Origin of the sequence: Dyadobacter chenhuakuii (genome assembly GCF_023821985.2) — a bacterium.
Classification (GTDB): domain Bacteria; phylum Bacteroidota; class Bacteroidia; order Cytophagales; family Spirosomataceae; genus Dyadobacter; species Dyadobacter chenhuakuii.
In genome coordinates this window covers 891,297-910,113 of record NZ_CP098805.1, presented here as the reverse complement: position 1 = coordinate 910,113, position 18,817 = coordinate 891,297, and the positions used below count along the sequence as shown (strand labels likewise).

General features: G+C 45.7%; 22 protein-coding genes. 2 read left to right on the top strand and 20 right to left on the bottom strand.

The annotated features are described in order from the left end of the window. Window positions 1–84 precede the first annotated feature (84 nt). From NFI80_RS03880 to NFI80_RS03830, 11 genes are all read right to left on the bottom strand, one after another. Window positions 85–1,326: a PQQ-dependent sugar dehydrogenase gene (locus NFI80_RS03880; RefSeq protein ID WP_374759679.1), complete on the bottom strand. Its 1,242-nt coding sequence runs from the start codon at window positions 1,324–1,326 to the stop codon at window positions 85–87. Window positions 1,327–1,356: 30 nt separating this feature from the next. Beyond that, entirely contained in the window at window positions 1,357–2,553 is a 1,197-nt protein-coding gene (locus tag NFI80_RS03875; protein WP_510185818.1) for a S8 family peptidase, read from the bottom strand. A gap of 807 nt (window positions 2,554–3,360) precedes the next feature. Further along, window positions 3,361–3,759: a (R)-mandelonitrile lyase gene (locus tag NFI80_RS03870; RefSeq protein WP_235160264.1), complete on the bottom strand. Its 399-nt coding sequence runs from the start codon at window positions 3,757–3,759 to the stop codon at window positions 3,361–3,363. Between the two features lie 183 nt (window positions 3,760–3,942). Beyond that, a complete protein-coding gene (locus NFI80_RS03865; RefSeq protein ID WP_235160263.1) occupies window positions 3,943–4,443 on the bottom strand; it encodes a cupin domain-containing protein in 501 nt (166 codons plus the stop codon). A 90-nt stretch (window positions 4,444–4,533) separates the two neighbouring features. Next, entirely contained in the window at window positions 4,534–5,049 is a 516-nt protein-coding gene (locus NFI80_RS03860; RefSeq protein WP_235160262.1) for a cyclophilin-like fold protein, read from the bottom strand. Between the two features lie 42 nt (window positions 5,050–5,091). Next, window positions 5,092–6,183 carry an alpha/beta hydrolase gene (locus tag NFI80_RS03855; protein ID WP_235160261.1) on the bottom strand — a complete coding sequence of 364 codons (1,092 nt, stop codon included), beginning with the start codon at window positions 6,181–6,183 and terminating at the stop codon, window positions 5,092–5,094. Window positions 6,184–6,280: 97 nt separating this feature from the next. After that, window positions 6,281–7,030: an SDR family NAD(P)-dependent oxidoreductase gene (locus NFI80_RS03850; protein ID WP_235160260.1), complete on the bottom strand. Its 750-nt coding sequence runs from the start codon at window positions 7,028–7,030 to the stop codon at window positions 6,281–6,283. A 161-nt stretch (window positions 7,031–7,191) separates the two neighbouring features. Next, a complete protein-coding gene (locus tag NFI80_RS03845; protein ID WP_235160259.1) occupies window positions 7,192–8,406 on the bottom strand; it encodes an MFS transporter in 1,215 nt (404 codons plus the stop codon). A 129-nt stretch (window positions 8,407–8,535) separates the two neighbouring features. Further along, complete coding sequence (locus tag NFI80_RS03840; protein ID WP_235160258.1) at window positions 8,536–9,075, bottom strand: hypothetical protein; 540 nt, start codon at window positions 9,073–9,075, stop codon at window positions 8,536–8,538. 90 nt (window positions 9,076–9,165) lie between these two features. After that, complete coding sequence (locus tag NFI80_RS03835; protein ID WP_235160257.1) at window positions 9,166–10,044, bottom strand: helix-turn-helix domain-containing protein; 879 nt, start codon at window positions 10,042–10,044, stop codon at window positions 9,166–9,168. A 216-nt stretch (window positions 10,045–10,260) separates the two neighbouring features. Then, on the bottom strand, window positions 10,261–11,922 hold the full coding sequence (locus NFI80_RS03830) for a carboxylesterase/lipase family protein (RefSeq protein WP_235164851.1): 1,662 nt from the start codon (window positions 11,920–11,922) through the stop codon (window positions 10,261–10,263). A 300-nt stretch (window positions 11,923–12,222) separates the two neighbouring features. On the opposite strand from NFI80_RS03830, the gene NFI80_RS03825 reads away from it, so the two are divergent. Together NFI80_RS03825 and NFI80_RS03820 are read left to right on the top strand one after the other, a co-directional pair. Continuing rightward, entirely contained in the window at window positions 12,223–13,119 is an 897-nt protein-coding gene (locus tag NFI80_RS03825) for a helix-turn-helix domain-containing protein (protein WP_235160255.1), read from the top strand. Between the two features lie 163 nt (window positions 13,120–13,282). Next, complete coding sequence (locus tag NFI80_RS03820) at window positions 13,283–13,717, top strand: globin domain-containing protein (protein ID WP_235160254.1); 435 nt, start codon at window positions 13,283–13,285, stop codon at window positions 13,715–13,717. A gap of 148 nt (window positions 13,718–13,865) precedes the next feature. On the opposite strand, the gene NFI80_RS03815 is transcribed toward NFI80_RS03820, so the two are convergent. The 9 genes from NFI80_RS03815 to NFI80_RS03775 form a co-directional block, all read right to left on the bottom strand. Then, a complete protein-coding gene (locus NFI80_RS03815) occupies window positions 13,866–14,291 on the bottom strand; it encodes a DNA-directed RNA polymerase subunit alpha C-terminal domain-containing protein (RefSeq protein WP_234612812.1) in 426 nt (141 codons plus the stop codon). Between the two features lie 194 nt (window positions 14,292–14,485). Next, window positions 14,486–14,764 (bottom strand): 2Fe-2S iron-sulfur cluster-binding protein, encoded by a 279-nt coding sequence (locus NFI80_RS03810; RefSeq protein ID WP_234612811.1) that lies wholly within the window; start codon window positions 14,762–14,764, stop codon window positions 14,486–14,488. 51 nt (window positions 14,765–14,815) lie between these two features. Further along, entirely contained in the window at window positions 14,816–15,919 is a 1,104-nt protein-coding gene (locus NFI80_RS03805) for a cytochrome-c peroxidase (protein WP_254414168.1), read from the bottom strand. A gap of 94 nt (window positions 15,920–16,013) precedes the next feature. Further along, on the bottom strand, window positions 16,014–16,418 hold the full coding sequence (locus tag NFI80_RS03800) for a DUF488 domain-containing protein (RefSeq protein ID WP_234612809.1): 405 nt from the start codon (window positions 16,416–16,418) through the stop codon (window positions 16,014–16,016). Between the two features lie 24 nt (window positions 16,419–16,442). Continuing rightward, window positions 16,443–16,655 carry a hypothetical protein gene (locus NFI80_RS03795; protein WP_234612808.1) on the bottom strand — a complete coding sequence of 71 codons (213 nt, stop codon included), beginning with the start codon at window positions 16,653–16,655 and terminating at the stop codon, window positions 16,443–16,445. Further along, complete coding sequence (locus NFI80_RS03790) at window positions 16,652–17,047, bottom strand: group III truncated hemoglobin (RefSeq protein ID WP_234612807.1); 396 nt, start codon at window positions 17,045–17,047, stop codon at window positions 16,652–16,654. Before NFI80_RS03790 ends, NFI80_RS03795 begins: the two co-directional genes overlap by 4 nt. A gap of 1 nt (window position 17,048) precedes the next feature. Continuing rightward, on the bottom strand, window positions 17,049–17,459 hold the full coding sequence (locus NFI80_RS03785) for a cytochrome C (RefSeq protein WP_234612806.1): 411 nt from the start codon (window positions 17,457–17,459) through the stop codon (window positions 17,049–17,051). A 4-nt stretch (window positions 17,460–17,463) separates the two neighbouring features. Next, window positions 17,464–17,721 carry a hypothetical protein gene (locus NFI80_RS03780; RefSeq protein WP_234612805.1) on the bottom strand — a complete coding sequence of 86 codons (258 nt, stop codon included), beginning with the start codon at window positions 17,719–17,721 and terminating at the stop codon, window positions 17,464–17,466. 45 nt (window positions 17,722–17,766) lie between these two features. Then, window positions 17,767–18,786, bottom strand: a complete 1,020-nt coding sequence (locus NFI80_RS03775) for a cbb3-type cytochrome c oxidase subunit II (RefSeq protein WP_234612804.1) — start codon at window positions 18,784–18,786, stop codon at window positions 17,767–17,769. Window positions 18,787–18,817 lie beyond the last annotated feature (31 nt).

Sequence of the window (18,817 nt, the reverse complement as noted above, 5' to 3'; positions counted from 1 at the left end):
ATGCCGTCCAGTTGATATTGACATTTTGCAAGTGAAGTGACTGGCGTGGAGAATCAAAGGATCCCTAATTGCGATTGTTCAACATTAGTTTGAGGCAATCCGGTAAAGGCGGCCCTGATCTGTAACGGCGTACAATGCGCCATCACGACCTTGGGTAATATCCCGAAAACGTTGCTGCTCGCTAACCAAAAGCCGCTCCTCGCCGACGATCCGGTTATTTTCAATCACCAATCGCGCTATATGCATGCCGCTCAGCGAACCGATGAATAGATTGTTTTCCCATTCCGGGATGGAATTCCCACTGTAAAAAGTCATCCCGCTTGGAGAAATTACCGGGTCCCAATAATAAGCTGGCTGTAACAATCCATCACGCTGCTGAATACCAGCACCCACCGGCTGTCCACTGTATTCCAATCCATATGTAATGGTTGGCCAGCCGTAATTTCCTCCCGCCTGAACACGGTTGATTTCATCTCCGCCACGTGGTCCGTGCTCGCTTTCCCATAACTCCCCAGTGACAGGGTGCATGGCCAGTCCCTGCGGATTACGGTGGCCAAGCGACCAAATTTCCGGACGTGCATTGCTTTGGCCAACAAATGGGTTATCTGCCCCGGGACGTCCATCGGTCGTAATCCTGACAATCTTACCCAGGCCTGAACTAAGTGACTGAGATTGTGGCCTTGTGACCATATCCGAGCGTTCACCCGTACTCACCAGTAAATGCCCGGTACGATCAAAAAGGATGCGCCCGCCATAATGGGCGCTTCCTGTATACGATGGCGTCGCCCTGTAAATCACCGCTGCATTTTCTACTCTACTTGCATCAGAAGACAGCCGCCCGCGCCCAACAGAAGTCAAGCTGCCGCCCGCCACAGGTTCAGAAAACACCCAGTAAACCAACCTGTTCGATTCGAATTGCGGATCAAGGCACAACCCCAATAAACCGCCTTGTCCCGCAGCATTGACAGCGGGCAATCCCGTAATGACACTTCCCAGCACCCCAGCGGCACTAACAATCCGCATCTGACCGCCTTTTTGCGTGATCAGCAGCCCGCCATCCGGCAAACTGGTTATCCCCCAGGGATTGGTTAACTGATCAGTCACGATCCTAGTCACAAACTGCGCTTCAGTTCGCACGGCTCGAATGCGTGTCTGGCCTGCAAAAGCCGGTGTATATCTTGAATTCGGCGCATTAACCTCCACCGAAGTAGAATCATTGCTTTGCCCGGATCCAGGTTCCGGATTGGTATGGGGCTCGCTTTCCTGTTTGCAGGATACTGATAGCAATAGTAAAAACGCAAATTTTAAAAGTCCTGGGTTGTTCATCATCATGAGTTCTAATTAATAAAAGGTAATCTAATTCGGCTCACCCGCCATCGGATCAGGTGTAGCATCCCGGTCGCCGGAGACGCTGCCGTGCATAGGCAGGCTGCTTCCGCGAACGAGCAAAAGACCGGAAACGTGTGGGGCTGCCATCGAGGTGCCGCTCAATGTAGCGTAACGGCCATTTGAGTATGTAGATGTAATGCGTACGCCGTAAGCGCAAACGTCAACACTACTACCGTAATTTGAAAATGACGCAAACCGGTTGTTCTGGTTCATTGCCGAAACCGTAAAGACATTTTGGTGATTGACACGTGCAGGAGAAAAGTCCTCTACATTTTTACCTTCATTTCCAGCTGCTATTGAAAAGAAAATGCCCGCGTTTGCGCCCCGCACAATCGCTCTTTCCAATGTGGCGGATATTCCTTCTCCACCAAGGCTCATGTTGACTACATCCCCTGCGCGACCATTTTGTATCACATGATTCACAGCCTGGATAATGCCGGAAAGCCGCCCTTCGCCTTCCTCATCCAAAACGCGCAGTGAAACCAAGGTAGCACCGGAAGCTACGCCGGTCGTCCCAATCGTGTTGTTTTGTGCCCCGATTATTCCCGCAACGTGAGTTCCATGACCATTCTGATCATCGGCAGATGTTTGCCCGGTGATAAATGATCTGCTGCGTGCTGCATCCACATTCAAGTCGGGATGGTCCAGGTCAATACCTGTATCGATCACCCAGGCAGTTTTAGTGGTTTGCAGATCGCCGCGGCCGTATCCGGTCTGCGCTATGTTCCAGGGAAGCGTGGTGGGAGTAGAAATCTCCACGCAGCTGCAAACGGACATGATCCTATCTGGTTCTATAACCCTAACCGATGGATCCATTTTTAGCCTGACCGATTCGGCTTCGGTCAGATGTGCCAGAAAGGTGGTCTGCTCACCCGATGCAAGAACCTGGGTCTGCAAATCCGCTATTTTCCTGCTACTCAAAAACTGCTCGGCACTTGCCTTAGCAGCCGTAAGTCTCGCACGTTGGTCACCAGGCAATTCCTCTGCTGGCCGATAGGTAACAATGTAGGCACCGGAAACAATCTGGCCACTATTGGCAGTCGCTTTCACCAAGCAATCAGTAGAGAAGGAAGGCTCCAATGTATCATCATTCTGGCAAGCAGAAACACCTAAGCCAATGACAATAGCACGGATAAATTTAGCAACCATAATACATCCTCTCATCACCATCACAAATCAATTTTATCTGAATTCAAAACGAATAATTGCAACTAATTATTCGCACTGCTCTTCAACAAATTCATTCTTACATTTACTTTTTCAAAACAAAATAAGTCAGCCCTTCTTTGCTTTCGATCGATCATGAGATCATTCAATTTTCGGGCACTTCGATGGATAAATATTGCGTTGACTTCACTTTTATAAAAGCTATAATCAGCGAAATACTTCGTTGTATCTTGACCATTGCAAGGCAATAAAACGAACCTTACTGTCATCTGTTCCTTAATTTTGGATTTTGCTGACCGGGCATTACTCTCAACGTTAATCGGACCAGTAAGAACCAATGATTGAGCTGATATAGAAGAAGATATAAAAAGGAACGCTAAACCCATAGCGACACAGACAATTTTAGAATAGGAGCTCGCAGTCATTGAATTAATCATTTTAAATCCAATACAAAATTAGAATCAAATTGACTAACCGTTTATCAAAAATCAAACAATTAATTAAGAGTTTCAAACAATGGACACGTCTGAATGTTGCCGGGTATTTAACAACCAACTAAAAAACTACCATCTATTATAGATACGCTAATAAAAGCTTTTTCGTGGCAACCTATTGTCGTTTCAATTAAAGAAACTAAAACCAAAAATGCCAGAATTCTCCGGCGTTTTCTATTACACTGATTTGTACTCTAGTTTCTTACAATTTCTAAAAATTCTCGCTTTTAAGCGCGGGACGTAGGCACAACGTGACATCGGCTCCGATTGGAAACTCTTATTTGTTCATGCTTAATGTAACATGGAGCCTTTATTGGTTTGTATACTCAGAATCTTCAACCTTCTCCATCCACTGCACAACTTTACCGTCCAATTGTTCCTGGATGGCAATATGCGTCATGGCAGTTGTAGCCGTTGCGCCGTGCCAATGCTTTTCTCCTGCGTCAAACCAAACGAGGTCACCCGGGAAAATCTGCTTCACTTTGCCACCTTCCCGCTGTACCCAACCGGCTCCTGACGTCACAATGAGCGTTTGTCCCAGCGGATGAGTATGCCAGGCAGTGCGTGCGCCTGGCTCAAAAGTAACGCTTGCGGCCTGCGCTCGCCTGAATTCGTTTGGTTGAAATAATGCATCAATGCGAACCTTTCCTGTAAACCAGTCTTGGGAGCCGACACTGGATGGCTGAGAACCTATTCTTGTAATTTCCATGATTTCTAAGTCTTGTTAAGTTCATTTGATTTCTGATATGCTTTTGGCCGTCTTTTCAGATAATCCTTTCTGCATTTCAAAGCAAATGCAATTGTTTTCTCATTCAGCAAAAGCAGACCTGAAATTCAGGCCTGCTTTGCAATCGTTCATCTAGCTTAGTATAATTTTTTTGATGTCCAGATGTTATTTAAATGCATTGTATTCCTTGTCGTTAACTGGTTGCAGCCATTCAACAATCCCTTTTTCAGTATTGGGGATGATGTACATTTGGTGCAGACCACTGTCGGGACTTGCCCCGTGCCAGTGCTCTACATCAGGCGGACATTTCACAACATCGCCTTTTCGCATTTTCTCTATCGGCTTTCCCTTTATCTGGTGAAAGCCCTCGCCAGCGGTAATGATCAGGATCTGACCGGCCGGATGTTTATGCCAATTTGACCTGGCGCCGGGTTCAAAAAACACGTTTCCCACGACTGTATTATAAGTAGAATCACTTTCTAGGAGACCATAATTGAAGGCTTTACCTGTAAAATTCGAAGCTGGTCCCTGCTGGCCTTTTGGGAAAATAGCCTGTTTTGCATCTGCATCAGCTTTCGACTGAGAGAACCCCTGAAAAGTGATGAGAGCAGCCGCAGCCAAGGTCAACAAAATCTTTGTTGCAATATGATTTCTGGTCTTTTCCATTTGTTGATTATTAGTTGAAGACATTAATTTGAAATCTCAAAATCTGGGTAACTGTTCACTAAATCAGGCATAAATTAGTGAGACAACACACTACTCCAATTCAAAACGCACAGATACTGAACCGTTGCCAACAGCGGATGCAAGGCCGGATGGATTGTCTATTTTCCCAAGCCTGGTATAGCTGTACGACGTAGGAAATGACTCGTAAAAGAGCACTAGCGTGGCAGACCCGTAAAGCATCAGATCACCGGCTGCGATGTTGCGCGGATTGGAGGCATTGGTTGGCAAGGCGCTGCTGAAATTGTAAAGCTTTTCATTGCCGTTCAACTCGGTCATGTTCACCGTCATCGGCAGCCGGGCTTTGAAGGCCGTAACCGTGGGGTTTGAAACCAGCGTGGCGTTGAATGTTCTTGTACCAATGGTGATTTTCAATCGGTTGCTCGAAGAGTCCACATCGGTGCTGTCGGTACCAGGATTTTCCTGCCCGGGGCTTTCCTGCCCGGGGTTGTTATTGCTATTTGGGTCCATGCTACCGTCTGAATTACATGCCATGATCGCCAGAATAAATACCAGCAAAGGGTACAGGATTACTCTTGATTGTTTCATGTGTTCCGTTATTTATATTTTGATTCAAAAAAAATTACACCATTACTTTCTTTCCGGCAGCAGTCCAACTGTGCCTTCCGTTTTGGATTGAAGGTTCTTTTTAAAAAAAGACTCCAGTTTGTCCCAGGGGATCAGGTTTACCCTGTCATACAGATCCACGTGTCCCGCGCCGGGAACGATCACAAGTTCCTTCGGCTGTCCGGCAAGCTTGTAAGCATCCTGGCTGAATTCGATGGAATGTGCATTTTCACCTGCAATGAAAAGCATTGGTCGCGGTGAAATGGTCTCGATATCATTGAAGGGGTAAAAGTTCATGAACTTGGTATTAGTCGCAAGCGTCGGGTGTGTGGTCTGTTTTGGACTCGACCCTTTTGGCGTATATTCCCCGCGGCTGGTGCGATAGAAATCATAAAACTCCCGCTCAATGGCATTCGAAGCTTGGGTAAGCTCGTCAACCGTTCCGCCGGTAAGCTTCGGCTCGCTGCCTGTGAATTCTTCATAGCGCTGCTGGGCTGCATCAGCAATAATTTTTTTGCGTTGCTGAAGGGTCAATGAATGATTGAGCGCATTGCGGTTAGCCGCTCCCATGTCGTACATGCTTACCGTTGCGATTGCTTTCATGCGCGGATCGATTTTTGCCGCGCTGATCACAAAACTTCCGCTCCCGCAAATCCCCAGCACACCGATCCGCTCGCGGTCCACAAACGCTTGCGTACCCAGGTAATCCACCGCGGCACTGAAATCATCTGCATAAATATCGGGCGCGACCGCATTGCGCGGCTCTCCCTGGCTTTCCCCCCAAAATGACAGGTCCAGCGATAAGGTAACAAATCCTTTTTCAGCCATTTTAGTAGCATAAAGGTTTGCACTCTGCTCTTTGACAGCCCCCATCGGGTGACCGACAATGATCGCTGCATTTTTCGCTTTTTGATCTAAATCTTTTGGCGTAAAAAGATTGCCCGCCACCTTCATATTGTATTGGTTTTTGAAAGTGACCTTTTTGATGGTCACTTTATCGCTTTTGTAAAAATTATCGGCTCCATTGGACAGATCCTGGGCCATTGAAATGTTGCTATTAATCATCATTGCTATGATGGCTATGGTAATGCTACCGAGCCTTTTTAGATTGTTCATTATTAACGTTTTTAGTTTTTGATTTTACCTTATTACCATGGTTACCAATCTGTTTCGTAGCAGATTTTAGCACCGCACTTGAATTGGGCTGATACAATTATAGGATCGTAATGCCGCCATCAACAGTCAATGCCTGGCCGATCACAAAGCTGGACTGCGGGCTGCACAGCCACAATACAGCATCTGCGATCTCCTGCGGTTGCCCGATCCGGCCGATCGGCGCGCCTTTTTTGGAATCCTCTTCCGACAAATCGCCTTGGCTGAACATCTGCTGAACCATAGGCGTATCGATTGTACCGGGGCAGACGGCATTGATGCGAATGCCTTTTGCTGCATATTCCGCAGCAGCACTTTTTGTAAGGCCGATCACCCCGTGTTTGGAGGCATGGTACGCTGCTCGTCCAGGACCCCCTACGATGCCGCCGATCGATGAATTATTGACGATCGCCCCGCCCCCTTGCTTTTGCATCTGGATTAATTCATACTTCATACAAAGCCAGACCCCTTTCAGATTAATATCCATCACGCGGTCATATTCCTGCTCGGTCATATCGGCCGTAAAGACATTCCGGGCTTGTACGCCTGCGTTGTTAAATGCGAAATCAAGTCCTCCGTAAAGTGATACGGCCTTTTCAACGGCAGCTTTTACATCTTCACTTTTTGTGACGTCACAATGCACAGCCGTTGCCCTGGCGCCACTGCTGGTAAGCTCGCGGGCCAGGGTGTTTGCTGCATCCATATCTACGTCCGCTATGATCACGGCTGCTCCGGCTTGGGCAAAACTCCTTACGGCCGCTTCCCCCATTCCTTTTGCCGCTCCTGTTACAAATGCTACTTTATCTTTCATGATATTTTCTATTATAAATTTATTCGGCTCCATTGTGTGCTTTTCAATGATTCAAAATTAGTGGGATCGCTACTACTAAGTCCAATGGATATCAAGCGATATATTATGAATATCAAACAAGTCAAAAAGCAATGTTCGGGCGGGCGGGTCATGCCTTCAAATCATAAATGCACCATACCGCCGCTTGCCGAAGCAGCCTTCCATACACGCCCTTTCATGGCACGCCATATTGCCCATGCAGCGCAAAGCCAAACCAAACTTCCCAGTCCGAATGTGCCTCCAATCCCTATATGGTCAAATACCAGCCCACCCAGGCCTGCACCCAGCGTAATGGCAAGTTGTGTTGTGGCAACAAGGACGCTGCCCCCACTTTCGGCTTCATCGGGAACTGCAAGGGTAATCCAGGTCGGCCAGCCCACCTGGACACTGCCGAATGCAAAGCCCCAAACTGCGATAAACAGCGATGCAAGGATCATATTACCACCCAGGAAAATGAGCAGGGCAGTGACAATAGACATTAAAAAAGACATTGCCACCATAGTCAATGAAAGGTTTTTATCAATCATAAACCGGGCAATGATGGCTCCAAAGAAGTTGGCAGCGCCGTAAAACAGGAGAATGGTTGTCAGAATGGCCACCGGCACATGTGTAATATTTTCCAGCAAAGGGCGCAGATAGGTAAAGAAGATCGCATAACCTGCAAATGAAAATGTAACACCGAGCATTCCTCTCTTTACATCCCTGCGCCTGAATACCGAAACCAGTGTATGCAACTGCGAAGGGCTGCTTGGCGGCATCGGCGGCAGTACGAGCGCCTGCCAGACGAGCGCTATAACACCAATGCCAGATACCAGCATAAATACATTACGCCAGCCGATAATCCCATCCAAAAAACTGCCCAGAGGCGCGGCCAGGACAGTCGCAAAAGAGACAGCCGCAAAAACAATGGAAAGCGCTTTTGAGATAAGATGCTGTGGTACCAGCCGCATCGTTGTAGCTGTGGACATGGCCCAAAACCCACCTACTGCAATACCGAGCAGTACCCTGCCAGCCATGAGCACAGCAAAAGAAGATGCCTGTGAAACAAGGATATTAGAAATGATCTGTAACACCGAAAACGATAAGAGTACCCACCGCCTGTCAATTTTCTTGGTCAGAATTGCAGTAAATAAACTGGAAAACATCGCAATTAATGCTGTAACCGAGATTGCCTGCCCGGCCATCCCTTCTGTCACATGAAGGTCCCGTGCGATTGGCGTCAGAATACTCACAGGAAGGAATTCAGAAGTGATTAGTCCGGCTACTGCAAGTGATATGGAATACACCGCAATCCATCTTGGCTCCCCGGTGGTTGTGATTGATTTTTCTTCTTTCATAGTAGTAAAGCGAATAATTAGAATGTTGCAAAATTACTCCCCTGATCACCCTTTGTAATAATGATTACCAAACCATAGGTTATGGAAATCAAACAATGCTGACCAATACAGCTAGTGAATTATCTAGATTTAATTGAAATGGAATGGCTGGTAAGAGGGGATGCTGCCAGTCGTTTTTTTAAGAACCTCGTGGAGTATCAGGTTCATATAATTGCAGAAAAGCTCGTGGCTGAACGTGTAGGACCTATCCTGTTCAAGAATGATTTGCTCAAACACACTGGCGATGAAATTCTTCTGTTTGCTGTCCAGGTGGAAAAACATAGGCATCGAAACCCCAGCGAATGTCATCAGTTGTCGATAGGTGTTTGAACACAAGTCATATTCCAAAAGATTTCTGGAAAAGAGACAGGCGAAACTTAGCTCAGTGCCCGGGACTTCATTTAAGGAGTAAGGCACCAGCGGCTCAAAAAGGAGGATAGGCTTATCGGTATGAAATGTTTTTCCGCCTGCGTGAATATGGGCTTTACCGGTAATAAGGTAAATTTTAGCAAAATCCCTGCGCGTATAGGTTGACTGAATATCCAACCCCAAACTTGTCTTGTAAACCTTAAAACATTTTTGCTTCGTACCGCCAGCATTCTCTGGAATTGAAGCGTTGCAATTTTTCATAACTGGGTTGTAACTCGTTGTACCTCTTTACAAAGGTATCCCTGAATTACCACCCTGTTATGATGATAATCAAACCAATCATTATGGATATCACGCAGTTTGCAACCTCACCGATGAAGGAACCGTGCCGGTAAGCCTTTTAAAATAGTTGTTGAAGTAGGCAGGATACTCAAATCCAAGCGCATAGCCGATTTCGGCAATCGTCCAATCCGTGTGGATTAAAAGCGCTTTCGCCTCCATAATGATCCTTTCTGCGATGTGGGTACTGGTGGGCTTGCCTGTGATTTCTTTCACCGAACGGTTCAAATGATTGACATGCACGGATAATCTATTTGCAAACTCCTGGGCAGTTTTAAACTGCATCGGCTGATCTATACTTTCAATCGGAAACTGTCTTTCCAAAAGGTCGAAAAACAGAGAAGCGGTGCGTTCTGCTGCATTTTTATGCTTAAAGAAATTCTCGGCAGGCTGCATTTTCAGTGCTTCGTGAATCAGCAGGTTAATGTAGTTTCGCATTAGATCATGCTTGAACAAGTAACCTGTGGCATCTTCGGCGATCATTTTCTGAAAGATCGTAGCAATGAAGTTCCGCTGCTCTTCCGATAATGTAAAAATGGGCGTCCCTCCTATTTTGAATAACGGACTTTCCTGAAGGCTTTCCGAACGCTCATTGACCTTTAAAAAGCTTTCCGAAAACAAGCAGGTGTACCCGGTATATTCCTCTGAAATGATTTCCCAAGAGTATGGGATATGCGGATTGCCAAAGAATAAGGTCTTTGCATCAATTTCAATCCCGCGGTCGGCGTATTGCACCAGGCTACGACCCGTAACGAGGCAGATTTTATAGAAATCCTTCCGGTTATAGGTCCTGACTACATTTTCACCAGCCTTAATTTCAAAAACCTTGAATCCCTGGTTTCTTAGCTCGGCACCAAATTCGGAAATGGGTGCAATGTTACGATCTTTCATAGTTGTAGGTTATGATTATCAAACAAAAATGTTCAACGGCTCCAATTGTAACGGCAAACACTACCTGTTTGATATTCATAATCTGGGGTTAAATTTCTTTCTTTTGAAAAACGGGCCGATATGACTTGACTATATTTCAGAGAACCTTTCCCCGGCTTTAACCGGACGTATTTACTCTTCCAAACGACATTTCGACGCCGTAAAAGCGGCCGACGGCTAAACTTTACCAAGTGATCTCCACATAACCAGCTCCTGAGCGAAGCGGTCGTTGATGACCTCACATTTAGTATCAATGCGCATAGTTGGCCGGTTTTTCAAATTGTAAGCAGGCCATTCAGGCACATCCTTGGCGGCAGGTTTTCCCGTTCTTGCAAATGTTGCCCAGAGCTCGGCGAAATGATGGGAAGCCACAAAACGGTCGGGATTATTTCCACCGAAAAAGCTTTCCTTGGGCGCAGAACCGTCGCGCGGCGGGATCTCATTATTGAATTTGAAAGAAATGTCCATCGCGTGCGGCGTGCCCATGGCGTAATCCGTGCCCGGGATCTTCTTCTCCGATTTATAGCCGAAATTATACAGGTAAACGGGTGCCCCGCCTTGTTTTACTTTTCTCTCCGCAATCGTCACAGAGCCCAGGCCCATCATCGCAATGGACGAGATCGCGACAAAAATATCCGGTGCCGACGCATTGGGATTTGCTTTCCGATAGGTTTCAATTAGCTTATCCGTATCCTGACCGTACTTGGGTTCGAGTTTGTTTTTAAGTCCTTCAAAATCAATTTTAAAAGATTCGGTATCCTTCCGCTCCCATGCAAAAAAAGTATGCTCATCTTCATTCCAGCCAACCAATAAGGGTTTGTCTTTGGCGATTTCTGGCGCGACGGGATCAAAAGGGTGCTGCGGCAGAACAACTCCGTCCACGACCGGACCAAAACCACCTGCATTACGCTGCATCGCCTCCCTATTGTTATTTTTTTCAATAAATGGCGGAACAAACGGCAGCTTGGCCTGCATAGCCAGCAAATCCAAAGCCGGGATGTCGAGCAACTTCTTCCAATCTTTGGCTGAAATATTAAGCCCTTTCAAAAGCATCGCCGTTGTCTCCGCAGCCGTTTCTTTGGTCGTCATCCGAACACCCGGGCCGCTTTCGATCGACGCTTTATTAAAGTACGGTGCAGCAGCTGGCATTGTATACAAGCAAGATGTTTTGGCTCCCCCACCCGATTCCCCAAATATCATGACATTATTAGGATCACCGCCAAATTGGGCAATGTTTTGGTTAACCCATTTCAACCCATCAGCAATGTCGAGCATGCCCATGTTGCTGGACCCTGCATAGTCCGGGCCAGCGATTTCGTCCAGATAAAGAAAGCCCAGCAAGCCTAAGCGGTGATTGGTCTGCACGACAACGACATCAAAATTCCGCGCAAGATTAGACCCGTCCTGGCCCTGCGCCGCGCCTGATCCAGCAACAAAACCACCTCCGTGACTGTAAAACATGACTGGCCGTTTTTTGTTGTCATTGGCCGGGGTCCAAACATTAAGGAACAAACAATCTTCCGATGGCGCGGGCTCATTCCGTCTGGGGGCCTGAATTGCTGGCGCGCCAAACTGTGTTGCGTCCTTAACACCCGTCCACGGCTGCAAAGGCGCGGGGCGACGGAACCTTCTGTCCCCGGAAATTTTACCACCATACGGAACACCTTTAAATACATTGACCCCATCACTGCGGACACCTCTAATTTTTCCCGTATTGATCTCGGCTTCAACAAACTCGTCAGGCTTGCGTGCTGTCGTAAAACCGAACCCTGCCGTTGCGGCCACTGCGCCTGCGAGCGACAGTTGGGATAAAAATAGTCTCCTGTCAATAGTGTTCATAGTACTCTAAAGGCTGGTTGAGATGAAAATCAGCAAAATGCACGAATAGCAAGAATACAAGATAATACAGAAAAAGTCTAATAGTGATTACTTACCTACTGATAAGAAATACTTATCAGAGCTGTTCCGTGCGATGATAGAATGATCAGAGCTTGACTGCTCATATTACAAAGATTGTTGGCTCGCCCTGAATGTGTTTTATACATTTTACTGTTTCATTTACCAGTTTTACTGATTAGGTCTTCCCGCTGGACCCGGGAAAATCATCAATAGTATATTTGGGTAGAAAACTTAAATGTTATGGATCAAATTGAAAGAATTGATACGGTCAAGGATTATAACACCTGGCTTGGCGTTGAGACGCTTCACCCGTTGGTAAGCGTCATAAATTTTGATGAAATATCGGCTGTCCAGCATTGTAGACGTTACATGGGTGTCTATGCGGTATTTTTAAAAAACATCAAGTGTAGTGATATAACCTATGGATGTCAGCCGTATGATTATGATAACGGGACTTTGATCTTTGTTGCGCCAGGTCAAGTCTACGGTATCGATAATAATGGCATCATGACCAAGCCGTCAGGCTATGGGCTTATTTTTAATATGGACCTGCTGGTCGGAACACATTTGGGAGACAGTATAAGCGACTACTCTTTCTTCTCTTATCAGGTTAGGGAAGCGCTTCACCTGTCTAAAAAAGAGAGGAATGCAATTATGGATTGCCTTCGAAAAATCACCGTTGAAATAAACCAAAATATTGACAAGCACAGCAAAACGCTGATCGTTTCCAATATCGAACTGTTGCTCAATTATTGCGTGCGGTTTTATGACCGGCAGTTTATTACCCGCACGCATGTAAACAGTGACATTGTGGTACGGTTTAAAGCGCTCTTGGACGACTATTTCAAAACAGAAAAAACCCAACTTTTAGGCCTGCCCACAGTGGCCTACTGCGCCGAGAAGCTTAACCTTTCCACTACCTATTTCGGCGACCTCATTAAAATGGAAACTGGAAGCACAGCACTGGACCTATTACAGTCTACGATAATTGAAGAAGCAAAACTTAGAATCTTTGAAGGTAACAAGTCGATTCGCGAAATAGCACATCAGCTTGGATTCAAGTATCAACAACACTTTACCCATTTTTTTAAACAGAAAACAGGTGTTACGCCTAATGATTTTCGGCATCAAAATTAAAAGCACTCATCTAGCATTTTGTGAAAGTAAGTAACAGTTAAACGTGTGTCTCATTACATTTACTGTACTTTCAAGGCGCTCAGAGCCACAGAAAGCTCGATTTTAGGAGTTTACTTTCCCAAATCCATATTACGTTTTAACGACCGGTTTTTTATGCAGCTTATTGCGGTTACATAACTGGGCACCTATTTCTATAACAGGATGCTCAAAAAATCCGGAGCTCAGAAATGTATTTAATTCAGTAAACCAGCATTCTGGAGCCCAGCCAACTGCGCTGGCAATGGCTGTGTTAGCTTATGCTGAACACATCGATAGCCGGCAGGTGCTATCCCATGCCCTGAACCGAACTGCCAACAAACACGTAAGCCTCGATATCAGGCCCGAGCAGTATGACATCGTCGGCAAGCATTTACTGGCTTCCATTGGAGAAGTGCTCGGCGAGGCTGCAACACCCGGACTCATTGACGCATGGCTGGTCGCATACCAGCAACTCGCAGCGATCATGTCGGGTGCACAAGCGGATTTGTATAGCAAATCAGTAGCGAAAAAGGGTGGATGGAGTGGCTGGCCGCCTTTTGTAGTAAAACAAAAGATGTAGGAGTCGCAGGAGATTAATTCATTCTACCTATATCCTTCTGATAAGGGAAATGTAGCCGACTTTATCCCGGGACATTATATTACAGTACTCCTGTTTGTGCCGAAATTGAATGTATTCCAACTGCGCCAGTACAGCATCTCATGCGATGTTAGAGGTTTTCAACGATATTTATAAATCGAACAACTTCATCATACGCGGTTTTCCCAAAATTTCTAAAATTCTTAAAATGACTTAGTCCGTATTTATTCTTTGCTTCTATCAAGTCTTTGACTGTTTTTATATCAGCATTTTTCAAACATAAGGAAGTCCGCGTTGAAAGTGGGGTCGAGACAATTTCTGTATCTAAGTAATTACTCTTATAATCGTAATTCCCGGAAAGAGATTTCCTAGCATCCTCGATAAGCATCTTTTGATTTTTCACAAATTCATTCAGCACTTGTATATCCTGTCCAATACTACCACTAGGCTCATAAATTAAAGCTGTTTGGATCTGCTTCTCAAACTTCCTAATAAACAGTTCAACTCTATAAGACGCTTTCAAAATTTCCTCCGTTTCAATTTTATTTTTTGCCATACTTATTTCAATTACTGATTATCAACTATTTAATCATTGAAGCAGACATATTCTATACAACCTTCTCAGCTGCTTTTAATATTTTATAAAATGTAGTTTTTGATGAAATTTTATAAGCCTTTATTATTTCCTCAAAGGTTGCATTTTTTCTTTCGTAAGTATCTTTTACTAGATAGATGTAAGGGTTAATAGCATCAAGATGTAAAAATAATGGAAGGCTCAATTTTTATTTCGGAATTAGCAAGCCAATCGTCAACAGGAACCTGACAGGCTAGGGTGAAGCGTCCATCTATTTGTACCATACAGGTTCCGCAGCTTCCCATACCACAACAGAGCCCAAATCCAGAAATGTTCACATAATCCGAAATTAACGTCATCAAAGACAGGTAATTCCTTTCCAGCGTCTGGACCTGATATTCTTCATTTCCGTAAATCAGTGTAAAGAGAATTGTGCATTTCTGTTCTTCTTTCAAATTTATAAGTGTTTGACTTAATTATTAATGCTTTTGCTTACTCCTCACTGTTCAAAGACCTACCACAGGTAAGCCACTTGGTACGGTTACAGGAATTGTTTTATCAAAGGAATCATCGTTGAGTGTATTTAAAAATTCGACGATCCTTGAAATATCCTTGAAATTCACGTCCATGTGTGTGGCGAGGGAATCAATGCTGCCAGCTTTCACATTCCGGTTGAGAATCTTTCCTCCTGCCACATCTTCATAAAACATCAGCACTTGATCCAAAGTAGTAAACTTGCCACTGTGCATGTAGGGAGCAGTAAAACGCAGGTTACGTAGTGTGGGTGTCCTAAATGCATAATCTTGATTGATACCCGCGTCACTTTCTGCCCGGTTATCAGTGTCGGGCACGCCCAAAGTATGCAGCTTATAATCAGAAAACATGGGACCCGAGTGACACTTTGCGCATCCTGTTACTAAAAACGCATTCATCCCATCCTTTTCGCTGGTCGACAATGCATTGCTGTCACCGCGCATATACTGGTCAAACCGGGTATTGCTAGCAATAAGCGTCCGCTCGAAGGACGCTAACGCCTTCGCTAAATTTTTTTGGGTGACTGGTTTGGGATCTGTGGGAAATGCTTTCGAAAATAGCTCATTATAGGCAGGGATCTTATTTATCCGCTCGATGATTTCATCCAGGATCTGGTGATCCACATAAGCATTGCCCCGCATTTCTTCCAGTGTTTTAATTGGCTCCAATGCCTGCGCCTCTAATCCTTTTGCTCTTAAATCCCAAAACATCGGGGCCAGTTCAGGCCTGTATGTTTCGTGATTGGTTATGCCGTTAAAGGCTGTGTTTAAAATGCTTTGCGAGTTTCTTTTGACAAACGGAATGTCATTGGGATCCAGAAATCGTCGCTTGCTACCAGTACCTCTCCCATTTACCCCGATGGAGGTTTCCAGGAACTCAGCATAATTGAACTCGGGCTGATGACAGGTGGCGCAGGATACGTCCTTGTTTCCGGAAAGGATAGGGTCAAAAAACAAATACCGGCCCAGGTTTACCTTTCCCGGGGTCGAAGGGTTGTCATCAGGGTCTGTCACGTACCGTGGTAATGCGTCCAGATCAGCAATTGTTTCGATTACCTTCGGCTTCCTTTGGCGCAACGTTTCCTGGTCCCTTCCGCAGGAGCTACAAAGAATTGTAAGTATAAACACTAGACAAATGGGATGGATAATCATTGTCTTACCGGAATATCTTTCATTGATGGTCTGCTTTCATGAATTTGTCCAGGAACCCTTTCAACGCAATGGCATTGTTAAACTGTTCATCTTGGGCAGCATACAAAAGGGATACTTTTTTGTGCTGCTTGATCAAAGCGATAAGTTGCCCGGCAATTTGCCTGTTTTTGTTGAGCTGGAAGTTGTAGTCTGCAACAAACTCCGGCCACCGTTCCGGGTCGTGGTTAAACCATTTCCTCAGTTCGGCACTCGGGGCAATTTCTCTAAGCCAAAGGTCGACCCCGGCCTGGCTTTTCTTTAATCCCCTTGGCCATAAACGGTCAACAAGTATGCGAAAGCCATCCTTTTTGCTGGCCGGTTCATATATCCGCTTTACGTTTATTATAAGATCTCGCTCAGTCGTTTCCATACTATCAGACCTCATATTCTGATTAAATGTTAGGTTCTGCTAATCATCCGCCTGCAATTCCTTTTCAAGATGTATATGCTTGTGCCGATCACTCTCAAATTCTTCAAGCACAAAAAACAAAGCTTTATTGGCAGTGCAAGCATCAGGGCCCGGTGTGTAATTGCCACTCAATGCTGCGATTTTTCGCATGCGCTTGCATTCGTTTTCATGGTCCTGCATCATAGGCACGGTCTTGATTTGACCGGATCTCATAAAATCACACGGGATGGATAGCTTTGGTAGTACTTGATTTTATATTCAAACATTTCCGCCATTTTCTCCGCCCTGAACTTTGCTTCCTGGGCTTTCTCGCCGATAAACAGTTCATCAATGGTCCCGACAAATAAATCCATCCATTTTTCAAAATGAGTGTGGTCAACCTGTAATATCGCATGCGGTGTAAACGGGCTTCCATAATAAGTATGCTCCTTTAAAAGCACTGTCTGCCAGAACTTGTACATTTTTTCCATATGCTGCGGCCAGTTATCGCTGATCCGCTCGTTAAAAACGGGTGATAATAATGCATCCGCCCTGACCTTTGCGTAAAAAGAATCTACCAAAAGCTTGATATCGTCAATGTCGAGTATCTCTTGTTTTGTTTTCATTTCAAATAGTTACCAAGTTAATGTATCGGATAAGGTAATAGATCGACCACCCTAAAAAGCCGATGAGCAGGATCCAGATCCAGGCCGGAATGCTCTGGGGTGTTTCACTTCCGGTAATCAGAAACCGCTTTTGGTCCCCTTTTCCATATGCATTGATCATTAATGGGACTATCCCATCCACCACTGCATTCTCGGCGATACCTTCAACGGCAATGGCAGGCCCGTTCTTTACCTCAAAAGGAATGATCCGGATACCTTCTTTGCCCGTCGGGTCTTTACTGATAATTTTCAACTCATGCTTGCCATCCACCATTTTACGGGTATCCAGCTCAAAATTCACAGGGGAGAGAAACTCAGCGATGGGCGTTTGGTCCTGATCCAGGAAAAGAAAAACTGTGCTTTTATCTTCCATAACACTAAATGTTTATAATAAGCCTTTTGATATGGTTGTCTGACTTTTCGCCGGGTTTGATCAACATCTTTGCCGAGAAGAAGAGCGTCAGTATCACAATGATGGCAGCAACCGACACGATCAGATAGTCCCAGTTGCTCTCCGGGCCGGCCCCATGCGCGATACCTTGTAATAGCTTTGGCTGACGCTGGTCACATACCGGGCACGCCGCAGCAAAAAAGCCCATCAAGACAAACACGGCTAACAAAAAGGCTTTTTTCATATCAAATCTGAATTCTCTAAAATTTGAAAAATGCCGCCATAGCATCTATTGCACAGGCATTTCCTTGATTTTCTGCACAATCTGCTCTACTTGTTGCACCGTTACGTTGGGCGCATTGTTGCCCCAACTGCTGCGCTCGTGGTTTATAATGGCGGCTATTTGCTCCGGACTTAAATCTGCATTCGCTCCCACAGCGGGCATTGCCCCATATTCCTGGCGGGCGTCATAGCCCCGCATCACGATGTTTACAATTAATGATGGATCTTTATCGAGCACAACCGTACTACCTTTCAAAGGTGGAAAAGCGCCTTTCAAACCTTCTCCGTTTTCCTGGTGGCATGCCTGACAATGGGTGGCGTAAAGCATCTGGCCATTTTCGGAAGTTTCAGAATTGGCTTGCATTGACTGGTCCGTACTTTCTGTTTTCTGTTCATCTTTTGCATATAAAAATGCAGGGGCGCCCGTTGCGCCAGGGAGCTCGGCCTGTTTCAATGATTGTAAATAAGCGACCAGGTCCAGCGCATCCTGAGTTGCTACCAGAGTCATCCCTTGTCTTTGAAACGCATCAGGAACATTTACAACCACATCCTCTTTTGCCGGCTCGGATTTACTTTCGAACAGCCAGGGATATGCCGGCATAATGGACTGCTTGATCACAATACGCGGGTTGTATAAATGCACCAGGTTCCATTCCCGGCTGGGCTGCCGGCTTCCGATCGAGGTTAGGTCGGGCCCGGTCCGCTCAGTACCCATCAGCGTGGCGGTATTACGCCAGAAATCCGTGCGGCGATTTGAAGCATAGTCTGCCGCCAGCCCTGGCCGCTGGCCCCAAACCTTATCCATGTCCACATTGCGGACCTGCTGGGTATGGCAGGCCACGCATCCATTGGAGACATACAATGCCTTTCCCCTGATCGCCGCCTCACTGAGCGGCACTGCACTTGGCAGCGGCGCATTGTTCTGCTCATTATCAATGGCAGGCAATACGGCCACGAAAGCTGTTAAGCCGATAAAGAGCAGGAAAGCAGCGCCAAATAGTTTGTTATGATTATCGAAGAAATCCATGATGTCAAATTGAATGGGATAGATATGCTCG